The organism is Chelativorans multitrophicus (assembly GCF_011317445.1).
Taxonomy (GTDB): Bacteria; Pseudomonadota; Alphaproteobacteria; order Rhizobiales; family Rhizobiaceae; genus Chelativorans; species Chelativorans multitrophicus.
Window position 1 is genome coordinate 1643846 of sequence record NZ_JAAAPL010000001.1, and the last position, 15175, is coordinate 1659020.

General features: G+C 60.4%; 14 protein-coding genes. 9 read left to right on the top strand and 5 right to left on the bottom strand.

What is annotated here, in order from left to right; genetic code table 11:
• The first annotated feature begins 4 nt into the window (after positions 1-4).
• The 8 genes from GNP00_RS07985 to proX all read left to right on the top strand — a co-directional run bounded on the left by GNP00_RS07985 (position 5) and on the right by proX (position 7588).
• Positions 5-1516, top strand: a complete 1512-nt coding sequence (locus GNP00_RS07985; RefSeq protein ID WP_041545499.1) for an aldehyde dehydrogenase family protein — start codon at positions 5-7, stop codon at positions 1514-1516.
• A gap of 24 nt (positions 1517-1540) precedes the next feature.
• Positions 1541-2632 (top strand): LLM class flavin-dependent oxidoreductase, encoded by a 1092-nt coding sequence (locus tag GNP00_RS07990; RefSeq protein ID WP_011581850.1) that lies wholly within the window; start codon positions 1541-1543, stop codon positions 2630-2632.
• A complete protein-coding gene (locus GNP00_RS07995) occupies positions 2629-3456 on the top strand; it encodes an alpha/beta fold hydrolase (protein WP_011581851.1) in 828 nt (275 codons plus the stop codon). Before GNP00_RS07990 ends, GNP00_RS07995 begins: the two co-directional genes overlap by 4 nt.
• Complete coding sequence (locus tag GNP00_RS08000; protein ID WP_011581852.1) at positions 3437-3835, top strand: carboxymuconolactone decarboxylase family protein; 399 nt, start codon at positions 3437-3439, stop codon at positions 3833-3835. The genes GNP00_RS07995 and GNP00_RS08000 overlap by 20 nt, the downstream gene beginning before the upstream one ends.
• Positions 3832-4146 (top strand): NIPSNAP family protein, encoded by a 315-nt coding sequence (locus GNP00_RS08005; protein ID WP_011581853.1) that lies wholly within the window; start codon positions 3832-3834, stop codon positions 4144-4146. The genes GNP00_RS08000 and GNP00_RS08005 overlap by 4 nt, the downstream gene beginning before the upstream one ends.
• A 163-nt stretch (positions 4147-4309) precedes the next feature.
• On the top strand, positions 4310-5509 hold the full coding sequence (locus GNP00_RS08010; protein WP_011581854.1) for a betaine/proline/choline family ABC transporter ATP-binding protein: 1200 nt from the start codon (positions 4310-4312) through the stop codon (positions 5507-5509).
• A complete protein-coding gene (locus GNP00_RS08015) occupies positions 5502-6446 on the top strand; it encodes an ABC transporter permease (protein ID WP_011581855.1) in 945 nt (314 codons plus the stop codon). The genes GNP00_RS08010 and GNP00_RS08015 overlap by 8 nt, the downstream gene beginning before the upstream one ends.
• A gap of 113 nt (positions 6447-6559) precedes the next feature.
• Positions 6560-7588, top strand: a complete 1029-nt coding sequence (proX, locus tag GNP00_RS08020; RefSeq protein ID WP_011581856.1) for a glycine betaine/L-proline ABC transporter substrate-binding protein ProX — start codon at positions 6560-6562, stop codon at positions 7586-7588.
• A gap of 787 nt (positions 7589-8375) precedes the next feature.
• On the opposite strand, the gene GNP00_RS08025 is transcribed toward proX, so the two are convergent.
• The 5 genes from GNP00_RS08025 to GNP00_RS08045 form a co-directional block, all read right to left on the bottom strand.
• On the bottom strand, positions 8376-9719 hold the full coding sequence (locus GNP00_RS08025) for an amidohydrolase (protein ID WP_011581857.1): 1344 nt from the start codon (positions 9717-9719) through the stop codon (positions 8376-8378).
• A 361-nt stretch (positions 9720-10080) separates the two neighbouring features.
• Entirely contained in the window at positions 10081-10866 is a 786-nt protein-coding gene (locus GNP00_RS08030) for a sulfite exporter TauE/SafE family protein (RefSeq protein WP_011581858.1), read from the bottom strand.
• A 265-nt stretch (positions 10867-11131) separates the two neighbouring features.
• Positions 11132-12070 (bottom strand): MBL fold metallo-hydrolase, encoded by a 939-nt coding sequence (locus GNP00_RS08035; protein WP_011581860.1) that lies wholly within the window; start codon positions 12068-12070, stop codon positions 11132-11134.
• A gap of 66 nt (positions 12071-12136) precedes the next feature.
• Positions 12137-13813 carry an acyl-CoA synthetase gene (locus tag GNP00_RS08040; RefSeq protein ID WP_011581861.1) on the bottom strand — a complete coding sequence of 559 codons (1677 nt, stop codon included), beginning with the start codon at positions 13811-13813 and terminating at the stop codon, positions 12137-12139.
• A gap of 35 nt (positions 13814-13848) precedes the next feature.
• Positions 13849-14241 carry a rhodanese-like domain-containing protein gene (locus GNP00_RS08045; RefSeq protein ID WP_011581862.1) on the bottom strand — a complete coding sequence of 131 codons (393 nt, stop codon included), beginning with the start codon at positions 14239-14241 and terminating at the stop codon, positions 13849-13851.
• A gap of 154 nt (positions 14242-14395) precedes the next feature.
• Here GNP00_RS08045 and GNP00_RS08050 point away from each other — a divergent pair, with 154 nt between their 5' ends.
• The gene (locus GNP00_RS08050) at positions 14396-15172 is read left to right on the top strand and encodes a helix-turn-helix domain-containing protein (protein WP_011581863.1); all 777 of its coding nucleotides are present in this window, start codon (positions 14396-14398) and stop codon (positions 15170-15172) included.
• The last annotated feature ends 3 nt before the right edge of the window (positions 15173-15175 follow it).

A 15175-nucleotide genomic window follows, 5' to 3' on the forward strand; every position in this document is an offset into this window, starting at 1 on the left:
CCTCTTGCAAACTACCATGAAGTCATTGGAAGGCTCGCGTCAGGAGCTGTTCATCGGCGGTCGCTTCCGTGCACCGAGCAGCGGCCGGTTTATTCCTAGCTTCGATCCGACCACCGGCGAGGTCTGGTACGAGTTTGCCGAGGCCGACGCCGCCGATGTCGACGCCGCCGTCACCTCGGCGACCAAGGCGTTCCACAATCCAGCCTGGCGGCGGATGACCCAGACCGATCGCGGCAAGCTCATTCGCCGCCTGGCCGAGCTGGTACTGGAGCATGCCGACGAGCTGGCTCTGATGGAGACCCGCGACAATGGCAAGCTGATCAAGGAAATGATGGCGCAGATGCGCGCCATGCCCGACAGCTATATCTATTTCGCCGGGATGGCCGACAAGCTTCAGGGCGACACGATTCCGGTCAACAAGCTGGACTCCCTCAACTATTCGCAGCGCGAGCCGCTTGGCGTCGTCGGCATGATTACGCCGTGGAATTCGCCGCTGATGCTTCTCACCGGCACGCTCGCGCCGTGCCTTGCCATCGGCAACACGGTTGTGGTGAAGCCCTCGGAACATGCCACTGCATCGACGCTGGCGCTGGCCGAACTGGTGGTCGAGGCCGGCATACCCGAAGGCGTCGTCAATGTGGTGACCGGGACGGGCGCCGTCACGGGCGAGGCGCTGACGCGCCATCCCGGCCTGGCGAAAATCGTCTTTACCGGCAGCACCGCGACGGGCCGCCGCATCGCCGCGAACGCCGCAGAAAATCTTATTCCTTGCCAGATGGAGCTAGGAGGCAAATCCCCCCATGTGGTGTTCTCGGATGTGGACATCGAGCGCGCAGTTAACGGCGTCGTCTCGGGGATTTTCGCGGCGGCGGGTCAGACCTGCGTCGCAGGTTCGCGCTGCTTCGTTGAGGCCAATATCTATGATCGCTTCCTCGAAGCGCTCGTCGAGCGCACACGGCATATCCGCGTTGGGCACCCGATGGAGGAAAGCACCGATGTTGGACCGCTCGCGATGAAATCCCAGCTTGAAAAGATCGAGGGCTATGTCGCCTCGGGTGCGCGCGATGGTGCGAAAATCGCGGTCGGCGGGCGCCGCCCGAAGGACGGCGATCTGGCCCGCGGCTGGTATTTCGAGCCGACCGTCATGGCCGATGCGCGCAACGACATGAAATTCATGCGTGACGAGCTGTTCGCGCCGGTGGTGGGCGTGATGCCGTTCCGGGACGAGGCCGAGATGATCACGCTGGCCAACGATACCGAATACGGGCTCGCCTCGGGTATCTGGACCCGCGACATCGACCGCGCCATGCGCTTCGCCAGCCAGATCGACGCTGGCACGGTGTGGATCAACACCTACCGCTCCGCCGCCTACATGTCGGCCAATGGCGGCTTCAAGAACAGCGGATACGGCCGGCGCGGCGGCTTTGACGTGATGCGGGAATTCTCGCGCTCCAAGAACGTGCTGATCGACTATTCGGGCGCCATGCAAGATCCCTTTGTCATCCGCCTGAAGTGATCAAAGAAAAACAGGAGTATCGAGATGAGGTTCGCCGTATCTCTGACCATGGAGCGATTCACTCCGGACAGGCCGATGAGCGAGGTGAAGGAGAACCTGCTTCATCTGGCCAAGATGGCCGACGAGGGCGGTTTCGAGACGATCTGGACCGCCGAACATCACACGATCGAATGCACCATCTCGCCGAACCCGTTCCAGACGCTGACCTGGCTCGGCCAGCACACCGATCGCATCCGGCTGGGCACCTCGACGCTCGTCGCGCCCTACTGGAGCCCTATCCGGCTGGCCGGGGAATCCGCGCTCTGCGACCATCTGACCGGCGGCCGGCTCGAATTCGGCATTGCCCGCGGCTCATACCAGTACGAGTTCGACCGCATGGCTGGCGGCATACCCCAGCAGGAGGGCGTGGCCTATCTCAAGGAGCTGCTTCCGGCGGTCAAAGCCTTGTGGAAAGGCGACTATGCCCATGACGGGCATTACTGGAAATTCCCGATTGCGGCGGCAGTGCCCAAGCCGCTGCAGCAGCCGCACCCACCGGTTTGGGTGGCGGCGCGCGATCCGGGCACCTTCGACTGGGCGGTTGCCAATGGCGCCAACCTGATGACGACGCCACTCTCGGCCCCGGCCGCCGAGATCGCTGTGCTGGGCGAGAAGTTCCGCAAGGCGGTCGCCGATCACCCCGAGGTGCCCAAGCCGCGCCTGATGATGCAGCGCCGGACCTGCGTTTACGATCGCTCACAGGACTGGGAAGTGGCGGTCCAGCATTCCATCGATTATGGGCGCCATTTCGAGAACCTCATGCAGAATATCGGCGGTGTCACCAACGGTTTTCCAGAGCCGGTGCCCCTCGATAAAGTGAAGGGCAAGGAAAACTACAGTCCCGAGAACATCCGCAAAAACCTGATGTTCGGCACCCCAGACGAGGCCATCGAGAAATTGCTCGATTACGAGGCTGCGGGCGTCGACCAGTACTGTTTGGGCCTGACCTTCAATCTGCCCTTCGAGATGCAGAAAAGGACACTGCAGCTCTTCATTGACGAGATCATGCCGGTTTTTGCTGACCGCGAGCGTGAGGCCGCGCGTCAGTCACCCGCTGTTGCGGGGAGCATGGCATGACCACGCGCAGCGGACGGCACAGGGTCGGCCCCGTCGAGCTGAACTATCGCATCGACGGCGTAGGCTCCGAGCCGCTGGTCTGCATCCACGGGGTGGGCTCCTACCTCGAGGCGTGGTCTGGTGTGGTCGAGCAGCTGGCGGACCGGTTCACCGTTGCGACCTTCGATCTGCGGGGCCACGGACGCTCGACCCGGATCAAAGGCCGCTACGAAATCGACGATTTCGTGCGCGAGACACTGGCAATCGCCGAACTGGCGGGATTCGATCGCTTTCACCTGGCAGGGTTCTCTCTGGGCGGGTTGATCGCCCAGAGACTTGCGCTGACCCATCCAGAAAGACTGCGCCGGCTGGTCCTGCTTTCGACAGTGGCGGGGCGTTCCGCCGAAGAGCAGCAGCGCGTCCGCGCCCGTTTGGCCGCGCTTCAGACTGGCGACCGGGGGTCGCATTACGACAGCTCGCTCTCGCGTTGGCTGACCGAGGAGTTCCAGGCCGCCAATCCCGAATTGATCCGCCGGATGCGCGAACGCAATGCCGAGAATGATCCCGATTGCTACGCCGCTGCTTACCGGGTGCTGGCAGAAACGGACTTCGGCGGGTTTCTCGATCAAATCCGGGTGCCGACGCTGATTGCCACCGGCGAAGACGATATGGGCTCGAACCCGCGCATGGCGCGCTTCATGCACGACCGCATCCCGGGATCGGAGCTTCGCATCCTGCCGGGCCTGCGGCACTCCATCCTGATCGAGGCGCCCGAGATGGTATCCGGACTTATGCGCGAATTCTTGGAAAAGGAGGGCATTACAGATGGACAGGGAATTGCGTGAGGCCGGCGAGGCGATCCGCCGCAAGGTCCTGGGCGACGAATATGTCGACCGCGCCATGGGGCAGGCCGATGCCTTTTCTGCTCCGTTCCAGGATGTCGTAAACGAATACTGTTGGGGACTCGCCTGGACCGATACCGCGCTGGCGCCCGCTCAGCGCAGTCTGCTGAACCTCGGCATGCTGGCGGCGCTCGGCCGGATGCACGAGTTCCGGACGCATTTTCGCGGTGCCCTGCGCAACGGGCTCAGCCATGACGAGCTGCGCGCGGCGCTGATCCAGATCACGGTCTATTGCGGCATACCTGCCGGGGTCGAGGTGTTCCGGATCGCGCGCGAGGTGCTCTCCGAAACCAGCGAGGCGGGCGGTGAGGGCGTGGAATGATCGTCGAGGAACGTATCTACCGCATCTGCTCAGGCAAGATGAAAGATTATCTTGCGCTGGTTCGCGATGAAGGTTTGGCCATCCAGAAGCCGATCCTCGGCAATCTGATCGGTTATTTCGTAACTGAGATTGGCCCCCTGAATCACGTCGTACACATGTGGGGCTATGATAGCTTGGACGATCGGGCGCGGCGCCGGGCGGCGCTGGCGTCCGATCCGCGTTGGCAAGCCTTTTCGCCCCGACTGGCGGAGACCATTGAATCGCTGGAGAACCGTATCTTGGTTCCAGTCGATTTCTCGCCGCTAAAATAGCCGGGTGCGCCTCGAATGCTGCAGATCGAAGAAGTCAGGCCAATGGTAGTTCTGCGAAACCTAGGAAGACTGCGGCCGTATGGTCCGTCCTAATTCCATTAACAATACGGTTCAAGTCGGGTTCATACCCCCCCGGCAAGGCCAGACAAATGGGAGAAACAAAGTGACCGAGAGACTACGCGTAGAGAACGTGTATAAGGTCTTCTCCAACACCCCGCAGAAGGCGATGGAAAGGCTCGCTGCCGGCGCCGACAAGGACGCGGTGCAAGCTGAACTCGGCGTGGTTGTCGGCCTCAATGACGTATCGCTCTCCGTGCCGACCGGCGCCATTTATATGATCATGGGGCTTTCGGGCTCCGGCAAGTCCACGTTGGCGCGCTGCGTCAACCGCCTTTACGAGCCGACTGCCGGGCGAATCCTGCTCGATGGCGAGGACATCGTCCAACTCAACCAGAACGAACTGCGTCAGGTCCGCCGGACCCGCATCTCAATGGTCTTCCAGCATTTTGCACTGCTGCCCAACCGCACGGCGATCGAGAACGTCGAGTTCGGCCTGAAGCTGCGAGGGCTCGTCCCAAAAAAGCGGCGGGCGCGCGCCGAGGAGGTTCTGGCAATCGTCGGGCTGGACCGCTGGGCCTATCATTTCCCGCACGAGTTGTCGGGCGGTATGCGCCAGCGGGTTGGGCTAGCACGCGCACTTGCGACCGACGCGGATGTGCTGGTAATGGACGAGGCGTTCAGCGCACTCGATCCGCTGATCCGCAACGAAATGCAGGACGAGCTGCTGCGCCTCCAGCATTCGCTCAAGAAAACCATCCTGTTCATCACTCATGATTTCCAGGAGGCACTGAAGCTCGGCAACATGATCGCCATCATGGCCGATGGCCGTGTGATGCGCGAGGGCACACCGCAATCGATCGTGCTGGACCCCGGCACCGACTATGTCGCAGCCTTTACCAACGATGTCGACCGATCCCGCCTGTTCGATGCAGCCTCGGTGATGCGGCCAGGTAGTGCTGTCGCCGAGCGCGATGGAATCCGGGTGATTGCGGCGTCTTCGACCGGCGGGTTCGCGGTGGACACAAAAGCACGCATCCTCGGTCGTCTCGACGAGGCGGGGCTCGCCAAGGCGAAGGATGGGGCCGACATCCGTGCGGTGCTCGCTCCGGATTTCGTATCGGTCGCGCCGGACAGCAAGCTGCTGGATGTCGCTCGGAAATGCCGCGGCATTGAAGATCTGGCAGTGACCGACAGCGAGGGAACCTTTCTGGGGGTGCTTTCGCCCGCCAGCATCCTTACCGCCATTGCCGCGTCATCTAATGCCGGCCAAGAACGCCACCTTGAGGAAAAGCGCCATGCTTAATGCCGACGATCTTGCTGTCTTTCCGGTGGATGTCTGGATCAGCGATGCGGTCCAGTGGGTCGCGCTCAACCTGCGTCCGCTTTTCCTGGCCATCAAGTGGCCGATCGAAAGCCTTCTGACGTTAATCGACGGCGCCATGCACGATGCCCCCTTCCCGCTCGTGGTGATCCTATTCACGGCACTGGCCTATATGCTCGCCAGCCGCAAGATTGCGATCTTCACCGCCATAGTACTGGTCCTTGTTGCGGCGATGGGAGTGTGGGATCCGGCGATGACCACGTTGTCGCTGATCACGACGGCGATCTTCTTCTGCGCGTTGATCGGCCTGCCGGTCGGTATCTGGTGTGCGCGCAGCGACAGGGCCTGGAGCATAGTCCGGCCGATACTCGACATTATGCAGACGACACCAACCTTCGTCTATCTCGTGCCGGTGGTGATGCTGTTCGGCGTGGGCACTGTGCCGGGCCAGGTGGCCGTGGTCGTGGCTGCGGTGCCGCCGCTTATACGCTTTACCAATCTCGGCATCCGCATGGTCGATCGTGAGATCGTCGAAGCGGGTATTGCCTTTGGCGCGAGCAGCCGGCAATTGCTGTGGGAAATCCAAATCCCCATGGCGATCCCGACGATCCTGGGCGGTCTTAACCAGACGGTGCTGACCGCCATGGTCATGTCCGTGGTCGTCGCCATGATTGGCGCCGAAGGGCTGGGGCTGGTCGTGCTGCAGGGCATAGGACGGCTCGATGTCGGCCGTGCCGTTATCGGCGGGATTGCCATTGTTCTGCTGGCCATGATGCTCGACAGGATCACCCAGAAGATGGCTGAACCCAAGCGCGCGACGGCGCGGTCGCGCTGGCTTGCCGCCCTCAACCTCGACCGGCTTCTGTCGCGCAACGGCAGCAGCGAGACGGTCGCATCCCAATCCGGCACCAACGCCTGATGAAGCGGGCTGGGCAGGGCCGGATGCCCGGAACGCTCCGTACGAGATGCGGCCGTCCGTAACGGCTGCATCGCTTCCCGAGCCATGAAGATAATCGTCCAGAGGAGAAAGAAATGAGGCTAAATTTCAAAGCTCTTTCTGTCGGCGCGCTGATCGCGCTCGCTCAGGCAATACCGGCGGCGGCAAACGATCTGCCGGGCGACGGCAAGACTGTCCATTATGCTCAGTCCGATTCGGTCGGTGCCAACTACATCGTGGCCGAAATCGTGACCGAAGCGCTTGAGCAGCTTGGTTACAGCGTTACGATGACCACAATCAACACGACGCTGTTCTTCCCGGCCGCCGCGAGGAAAGATCTCGACTTGGCCACCGATGTGAATTTTCCGCAGCGCGAGCCCATTTTCCGTCAGGTGGAGGACAAGGTCCAGCTTATCGGCAAAGGTCTTATTCAGGGCGGCGGCATCAACGGCTATCTGATCGACAAGAAGACCGCCGACGAATACGGGATCACCTCTCTCGAACAGATGAAGGATCCGAAAATCGCTGCGCTGTTCGGCACTAACGGGAAGGCCGATCTGATTAACTGCGATCCGGGCTGGAGCTGCGGTGATGTGGTCGAATATCAGCTCAAGGAATTCGGCCTGCAAGACACCGTCAACTCGGTGCGCGGAAAATACGACACGCTGATGGTGGAAACCATCGCGCGGGTCAACCGCGGTGAGCCGGTATTCTTCTACACCTGGAGCCCGTCCTGGATTAACAAGGCCTTGGAGCCGGGCGAAAAGGTAGTCTGGCTGCCCACCCCCTTCGATGCGCTACCACCCGATGTTCCGAACGCGGGCTCGGCTCTGGTCCCCGGCGTGAAGGGCTGCGCCGGCGGTGCCGATCCGTGCCGCATGGCCATGGCGGCCTGGAACTGGAATTCCGTTGCCAACAAGGATTTCATCAAGGAGAACCCTTCCGTCGAGGCCCTCATCTCTGAAATGTCCTTCCCGCTGGAGACCTGGTCCGCCTGGGAAGTGGGGATTAGCGAGCAGGGCGGCAGCACCCCCCGCGCGATCCGCGAGGCGGCCGAGAAGTGGATCTCTGAGAACAAGGAAACCTTCGAGGGCTGGCTCGCGCGCGCCCGCGCAGCCTCCTGACGCGACACATCATCCGGCCGGGCCTCCTTGCGGGGCCCGGTAGTCCTTCGTAATATTGCCACAGCCAATTCGCTTTGGCAGAACTCCCCCGCGACTCAGGAAGATCTCGCCGCCGAGTTGCGGCACCAGGCAGGAAGCTCTTAAATACGCCGCCGCTCGGCTCCGGCGAGCTTTTGCCATTGTGGCGCGACCGGCGATGCCCAAATGCGCCGGCTCTTCAGCTCAGCCAGCTAGTCCGTCATCCCCCTTCCCTATTGAATTACGCGGCCCGTGAAGCAGCAAACACACTCCCGACGTTTTGCGGGATCAGCGCGTCTCTTTACCTAAAGAAAGCCGATTTTACGCAGAAATGCCGCCGGCGCTCGAGAGCTTGCCGGACATCTCGATACGGTGCGCCTGAACTGGAGGCACTGATCGCCCCCCGGAAAGCCGGGGATAATCGGGCAAGCTGATGCAAAACGACTTCGAGGAGAGGTTCAGTGGTCGGCATGCGGGATGAGGCTGCTCAACAGGAGCCTGTTCGCGACCTCGCCCATTCGCGTGTCGTGATCGCAGCTTGGGCGGCTGACCACGCGTGAGCCCTGAACGGCAATCACCCGCCCCGCTGCAACGCCGGGGGGCGGGTGATTGGCCAAGTTGCGCCAATCGGTGTGAACACCGATCGGGCTTCGGCCGCGGCTGGATGAAGAGTCAGTGACGAGTAACTAGCAACCTTCTCATCATCCATTCTGAGGTCATCAAGACATCTGATGACCTCAGAAACCGGCCGCAAGCCCCAATCAAGGGACTATTCGTTCACACCTGCATTCTCGATCACTGAAATTGCAAACAGCTTTGCCCCAGTTTTGATTGTAACCTCTGGGTCCGGGGCGAAGAACGGCGAGTGGCTCGCCGGTACGGGCCTATTTTCGAGCTTGGCTTTTTCAATCTGTTCGGGTGTACTGCCGCCGACCCTATAGTAGATGGAAGGCACACCAGCCTCGATAAACTCTGGATAGGTCTCCACGCCCAGTGTCGGCTTAACAGCCTCCGGAACGTACTCTATGTTTTGGAAAGCGCTGTCCAATGCCGGCTTAAGTTTGCTGATCAACTCCGTCGAGTTGACGCCTGCAACAGCGCCGCCTCCTATACGCTGCAATTCTGGCTCCGGTGCGCCTGAGGATTGCGCTGTAGCCTTCGCTACGCGCTGCATGGAGTCAAGCAGGAGTTTGCGTGTCTCGGGCGAGGTTGAACGTAGAGTCAGCTTCAACTTAGCCTCGGCAGGGATGATGTTGGCTGCGGTTCCCGCATTGAAGCTACCGACCGAAATGACCCCCGGTTCGCGTGGATCTTTCTCGCGGCTCACAATAGTCTGAATATCAGTGACGAAGCGCGAACCCAACACGATCGGATCAATCGACAGGTGCGGAGCGCTACCATGTGCCCCACGGCCTTTGAAGGTCAGATCGAAGGTATCGGAGTTTCCGCTAAAGGGGCCGTCCTTTACGACGATCTTGCCAGCAGGGTCAGGAGACACATGTATGGCAAAGCCGAAATCCGGCTTCGGAAACTTTTCGAACAGGCCTGCCTTGAGCATTGCTGTTGCACCGCCGCCAATTTCTTCGGCGGGCTCGCCGATCAGCAACAGCGTGCCACGCCAATCGTCTTTCATATCCACCAACAGTTGCGCGGCTCCTAGCCATGCCGCCATGTGAATATCATGGCCGCAACTATGGGCGACAAAGACCTTTGCCGATTCATCGGTATTGCCTGGCCACTGCGTTGCCGGTACCTGCACGCGGCTTGCAAAGGGAAGTCCCGTCTTTTCCTCCATGGGAAGAGCGTCGAGTTCCGTACGCAACATGATGGTTGGGCCGTCACCATTCTTGAAAACGCCGACAAGGCCGGAATCGACGCCAAAGCCGACGGTTACATCAAAGCCGAGCTTTTCAAGCTCTTCCGCCAGCAGATTTGCCGTCCGCGTTTCATGAAAGCCCAATTCCGGGTTGGCGTGAATATCCTGGTAAATCGCTTCAAGCGCAGGATATTTCTGGTCGATGAGAGCGTCCAATGTTGCAGTTTCCGCTAGGGCGTGGCCCGCGGCAAATTGCAAAATAAGAAATAAGCTTGTGGCGGTTGATTTGATATTCATTTGGTTCCCTTCAGTCGTTGGAGGCCGAAAGACTCTTAACCGGCACATATTGGGACGTTGCCGCGATAGGGGCTTCCCCCCAGGCATAGGAACCGCAAGGCAGATTTTTCTATTCATCCGTCTAATGCATCCGGTTCATTCCGGGCCTTGGCGCGATTGGCCGCGTATCCGTGGTCGGACCGGGAGCGCCAATTTTCGTCTTTGGCCAAAGAGTGCTCGCTCTGCCTGCTGGCGCCCATGCGGGCACTCATGCAGAAAGAAGAATGATGAGTGAGCGCTTCAGGCTTTGACCGTACCGCCAACGAACTGACCGCACTGGCCAAGCGCGGCGGCACGGCTTTTGCCGCCGCCGGGTGGCAAGCTAAAGAGGCCCTACCAAGGCTCTATAGAACATATATCCGGCAACCATGACGAGCAGGATTGCAAAGAACGTGTTGAGCGTTCCCTTGTGAACCGCGAGCCGTCTGGCAACTAAACTACCTGCCAGGCCGCCGATCACGCCCCCACCGATAAAAACCCCCGCGAGTGCCCAGTCGACGAGGCCAGCAATGGCGTAGTTGAGTGCCGTCGTTAGGCCGAAGGCGGCAACAGCGACAAGGGAAGAGCCAATCGCAAACAGGATCGGCATACCGGTGGCGGCGATGAGGCCGGGCACGATGAGAAAGCCCCCGCCGATACCGAAAAAGCCGGAGAAGATGCCGGTGAGGCCGCCGAAGGTGACCACGGCCGGCGCATTTTCGCGAGAACACTGCGCCCCCGGATTGCCATCGTTGCCTCCCCGCCTGAACATCAGCGCGCCGACGATAAGCATGAGGAGCGCAAAGAGAATAAGGAGATGCTGCCCGCTCACCATCTTGCCAATGGTCGAGCCGATGAAGGCGCCGATAACGCCTGCGCTGCTGTAAATCGCAGCACAGCGCCATTTCACTTTGCCGAACCGCGCATAGCCGACGAGATTGCCAAGGGCACTGGCCGCGACCGCGACGGCGCTGGTGCCGATGGCGAGATGCGGATTTGGAACTCCCACCACATAGACCATCAAGGGCACGGCAAGAATGGAGCCGCCGCCGCCGAACAGGCCGAGGGTGAAGCCCACAAGGCCGCCGGAAAGTGCGCCAAGTTCGTATTGAAAGAGTTCCAAATACATGTCGAAGCCCGTGCCGTTCAGGTGGCCTGCGTGATATGATTCGACGAGGCCAGCACTCGCGGCTCCTGATTATCCCCTGCCAATCGGGGAGCAGCGCTTCCGAAGGCGGAAACCTGGTGCGCGCGGAGAGTCCAATGCCGTCGAAGATCGGTTGAGGAAGTCGGGAGCAGTTCTCCGCCGCCAAGCGGGGCCGGTCCAAAGGTCGAGCCATAGATAAGTGCGCCCACGGCAATGGCTCGCCACGAAGCGGCGAGCCTCGTTGCCGTCACAGCGCATTGAGAGGGATTTTTAGATACTGCACGCCGTTGTCCTCGGCAGGCGGCAATCGGCCAGCCCGCATGTTCACCTGCACGGAGGGCAGGATCAGTTTCGGCATGGCAAGGGTGGCATCGCGTTCTGTGCGCATCTTGTAGAACTCGTCCTCGCTCACCCCCTCGCGCACATGGATATTGCCGGTGCGCTCGGCACCCACGGTCGTCTCCCAGGCGAAATAGTCCCGGCCGGGAGCCTTGTAGTCGTGGCAGAGGAAAAGACGGGCCTCGTCGGGCAGTTGGAACAGGCGTTTGATCGAGCGATAGAGTTGGCGGGCGTCGCCGCCGGGAAAGTCGCAGCGTGCCGTGCCGTAATCGGGCATGAACAAGGTGTCACCAGGGAAAACGGCATCCCCCACAACATAGGCGAGGCAAGCCGGCGTGTGGCCCGGCACATGCAGCACCGTCACATCTAGATTGCCGATCGTGAATCGGTCGCCATCATTGAAGAGGTGATCGAACTGGCTGCCATCACGCTGAAACTCGGTGCCGGCATTGAAGATCTTGCCGAAGACCTGCTGGACGCGCACGATCTCACGCCCAATAGCAAGCTGTCCGCCTAGCTCGGCCTGAAGCAAAGGCGCGGCCGACAGGTGGTCGGCATGGGCATGCGTCTCCAGCAGCCATTGCACCTCGAGATTCTCGGATTTTACGTAGTCAATCAGATCCTGTGCCGATTTGTTCATTGTGCGGCCGGAGGCCGCATCGTAATCGAGCACGCTGTCGATAATGGCGCAGGCATTTGACTGCGGGTCGCGCGCCACATGGCTAACAGTGCATGTCTGATCGTCAAAGAAGGATTTGACCATCGGACGCCTGGTGGGTTTTGCCACTGCATCGGCGACGACCGTGCGGGCGTGCTGAAGAGGCAGGTCTCCGGCGGTTTCACTCATGTGAATACCTTCTCGATAAGGAATTGATTTTGTCAGCTTCCCGAATGCATGCACTGACCTCCCATATCACGCCTCGCCTTGCCTTTGGAAGGCGAGATCCGCTGCCAGTTGCTTGGCTCGGGCGCGCAGCGCGAACTTCTGTATCTTGCCGGTAGAAGTCTTGGGCAAGGTCTCGAAGATGATCCTCGAGGGGCACTTGAAGCGAGCGAGCGTCGCTTTGCAATAGGAAAGGATTTCTGCTTCATCTGCATGAACATTCGGGCGAAGTTCGACGAATGCCACCGGCCGCTCCCCCCATTTCTCATCGGGCATGGCGACTACGGCGCACTGCATAACCTTGGGATGACGATACAGGGCATCCTCCACTTCTATGGAAGAGATGTTCTCGCCACCCGAAATGATGATGTCTTTTGAGCGGTCCTTGAGCTGAACATAGCCGTCGGGGTGCATCACGCCGAGATCGCCGGTATGGAACCAGCCGCCTGAGAATGCCTCTTCGGTCGCCTTCTGATTTTTCAGATAGCCCTTCATCACCACGTTGCCGCGCATCATGACCTCGCCCATGGTCTCGCCATCGGCGGGAACCGGCTGCATCGTCTCCGAATCCAGAACGGCAACTTCCGATAGGGAAAGATAGCGTACGCCTTGGCGCGCCTTGTGGGCTGCCTGCTCGGCTGGCGGAAGGGCATCCCACTCCGCTTTCCATTCATTGACCATGGCGGGGCCATAGGTCTCGGTCAGCCCATAGAGGTGCAGGACGCGAAATCCGGCGTCGCGCATCGCAGCCAGCACAGCCTCCGGCGGAGGCGCGGCAGCCGTGATGAAGATCGCCTCGTGGGAGAAGCGGCGCTTATCCTCGTCGGGGGCATTCAGCAAAGTGGACATGACGATCGGAGCGCCGCAAAGATGCGTCACGCCATGGTCCGCGATCAAATCATAGACGACGCGTGCCCGAACCCAACGCAGGCAGACATGGGTTCCCGCCTGAACCGCGACGGTCCAGGAAAAACTCCAGCCGTTGCAGTGGAACAGGGGCAAAGTCCACAAATAGACCGGATGCTTTCCCATCTCGCCATGGATCGTCTTGTTCAACGCCATGAGCGCTGCGCCGCGATGGTGGCATACGACTCCCTTTGGATTGCCGGTCGTGCCCGAGGTGTAGTTGAGTGAGATGGCGTCCCATTCGTCCCTGGGAGGAGGAGGCAGGAAATCCGGATTGCCGCTACGCAGGAACGCGGCATATTCCAGAGAGCCGATAAATGGCCCTTTCGGATACGGAGCATCGTCCGGATATTCGGGATCGTCATAGTCGATCACGATCGGTGAATTCTTCAGCAAGGCAAGCGCGTCCGACGCAAGGCTGGAGAACTCGCGATCGACGATCAGCACCTTGCTTTCCGAATGCTCGAGCTGGAAGGCGATCGCCTGCGCATCTAGACGGTAGTTCAGCGAATGCAGCACGGCGCCGTTCGCCATCGGGACGCCGTAATGCGCTTCGATCATCGGCGGCGTATTGGAAAGCAGCACCGACACGGTGTCGCCCCGCCTGATACCGAGCCTGACCAAGGCCGATGCCAACCGGCGGCAGTTTTCCCAGAACTCGCGATAGGTGATCCTGGTGCTGCCATGGATGACGGCCGGATGGTCAGGATAGGTCAGTGCCGCCCGCTCCAGAAAGCTGATGGGCGTCATGGGTTGATAATTGGCCGCGCAACGCGGCAATCCATCGTCGTACTTATCCATCCGTCATCCTCGCTGGACTGGAGATATCTGCGCGCTCAACCCTGCTTGGTCTTCTGGGCAACCGGATACCCGGCGCGCTTCCAGTCTCCAAAGCCGCCACGAAGGCTGCGTGCATCGATTCCCATCTCCATCGCCAGCCGGGCGGCAAGGAGCGACCGCCAGCCGGACGCGCAATAGAAGACATATGTCTTGCCTTCGGCGAATTTCGGCTTGTGGTAGGGGCTCTCGGGATCGATCCAGAATTCCAGCATGCCTCGCGGCGCATGGAAGGCGGACGGAATCATCCCATCGCGCTCTAGCTCCCGCGGATCGCGGATGTCGACCAGCACGAATTCATCGGAACCGTGCTGCGCAGCCATCTCCTCGACGCTCACGGATTTGACGACCGCGTCGGCCTCCGCAAGCATCTCCTTGTAACCTTTCGGCATCTTTTGTCCTCTCCCCACTCGGCTGAGGCAGGCAATGCCTGCCTCAAAATTCATCGATGCCGCGAACAATAGGGTTTGTCGAGCGGCTTCGCTTTCGATAGCGTGCCAAGTTATATCGATGAGCGGACAATCTTTCGAGTGCGGGAATAATTGGATGTCAGCGTGGCGAACGGTTGATGTTCCGGAGATAGAAGCTCTCTCTCGATCCGTCTTCCTACGGTCGCAAAAGCTTCCCGCCCGGCATGGTTTTCCCATGCATACGCATCCATGGAATCAGTTCGTCTATGCGACGACGGGCACGCTGATGGTGACGATCGAGCAAGCTCGGTACGTCATCACACCAGAGCAGGCAATCTGGATTCCGACCGGAGTCCGCCATACCACAACGGCATTGAGCGATGTGGAATTTCGCAACCTCTATGTCGAAGACCTGCCGAATCTGAATATGCCGGCTGACTGCAGCGTGCTTGCCGTTTCCACATTGTTGCGGTCTTTGATCCTTGAGCTTGCGGAGGTGGAGCAGAAGTCCGATCATTCCGAGTACCGGGACCATCTGGATGCCGTTATCCTTGTTCAGATGAGCCGGCTTCGAAAGCTGGATTTCTTCCTGCCGTGGCCGCACAGCAGCCATCTCCGGGAAATCTGCGAGGTCCTTTACGCGCATCCTGACGAACCGCGCGACATCACGGAATGGGCGTCACGCGCCGGAATGTCGGCGCGAACGCTTTCCCGCCATTTCAATGCGGAGACCGGAATGAGTCTGCGGGTGTGGCGCCATCGCCTGCGCGTGTTTCGAGCCGTGGAACTTCTGAGCGCCCATTGGCGCGTGACCGACATCGCGCTCGAGCTGGGATTCAGCTCGGCCTCGGCTTTCACCTATGCCTTTCGCACGGAGATGGGCTGCTCGCCAACGGAATGGATCGCACGATAATGC

Excerpts from the sequence above, each read along its gene's own strand:
- GNP00_RS07990 (WP_011581850.1), top strand. The coding sequence starts at position 1,541 with ATGAGGTTCGCCGTATCTCTGACCATGGAGCGATTCACTCCGGACAGG.
- GNP00_RS07995 (WP_011581851.1), top strand. The coding sequence starts at position 2,629 with ATGACCACGCGCAGCGGACGGCACAGGGTCGGCCCCGTCGAGCTGAAC.
- GNP00_RS08000 (WP_011581852.1), top strand. The coding sequence starts at position 3,437 with ATGGACAGGGAATTGCGTGAGGCCGGCGAGGCGATCCGCCGCAAGGTC.
- GNP00_RS08005 (WP_011581853.1), top strand. The coding sequence starts at position 3,832 with ATGATCGTCGAGGAACGTATCTACCGCATCTGCTCAGGCAAGATGAAA.
- GNP00_RS08015 (WP_011581855.1), top strand. The coding sequence starts at position 5,502 with ATGCTTAATGCCGACGATCTTGCTGTCTTTCCGGTGGATGTCTGGATC.
- proX (WP_011581856.1), top strand. The coding sequence starts at position 6,560 with ATGAGGCTAAATTTCAAAGCTCTTTCTGTCGGCGCGCTGATCGCGCTC.
- GNP00_RS08025 (WP_011581857.1), bottom strand. The coding sequence starts at position 9,719 with ATGAATATCAAATCAACCGCCACAAGCTTATTTCTTATTTTGCAATTT.
- GNP00_RS08030 (WP_011581858.1), bottom strand. The coding sequence starts at position 10,866 with ATGTATTTGGAACTCTTTCAATACGAACTTGGCGCACTTTCCGGCGGC.
- GNP00_RS08035 (WP_011581860.1), bottom strand. The coding sequence starts at position 12,070 with ATGAGTGAAACCGCCGGAGACCTGCCTCTTCAGCACGCCCGCACGGTC.
- GNP00_RS08040 (WP_011581861.1), bottom strand. The coding sequence starts at position 13,813 with ATGGATAAGTACGACGATGGATTGCCGCGTTGCGCGGCCAATTATCAA.
- GNP00_RS08045 (WP_011581862.1), bottom strand. The coding sequence starts at position 14,241 with ATGCCGAAAGGTTACAAGGAGATGCTTGCGGAGGCCGACGCGGTCGTC.
- GNP00_RS08050 (WP_011581863.1), top strand. The coding sequence starts at position 14,396 with ATGTCAGCGTGGCGAACGGTTGATGTTCCGGAGATAGAAGCTCTCTCT.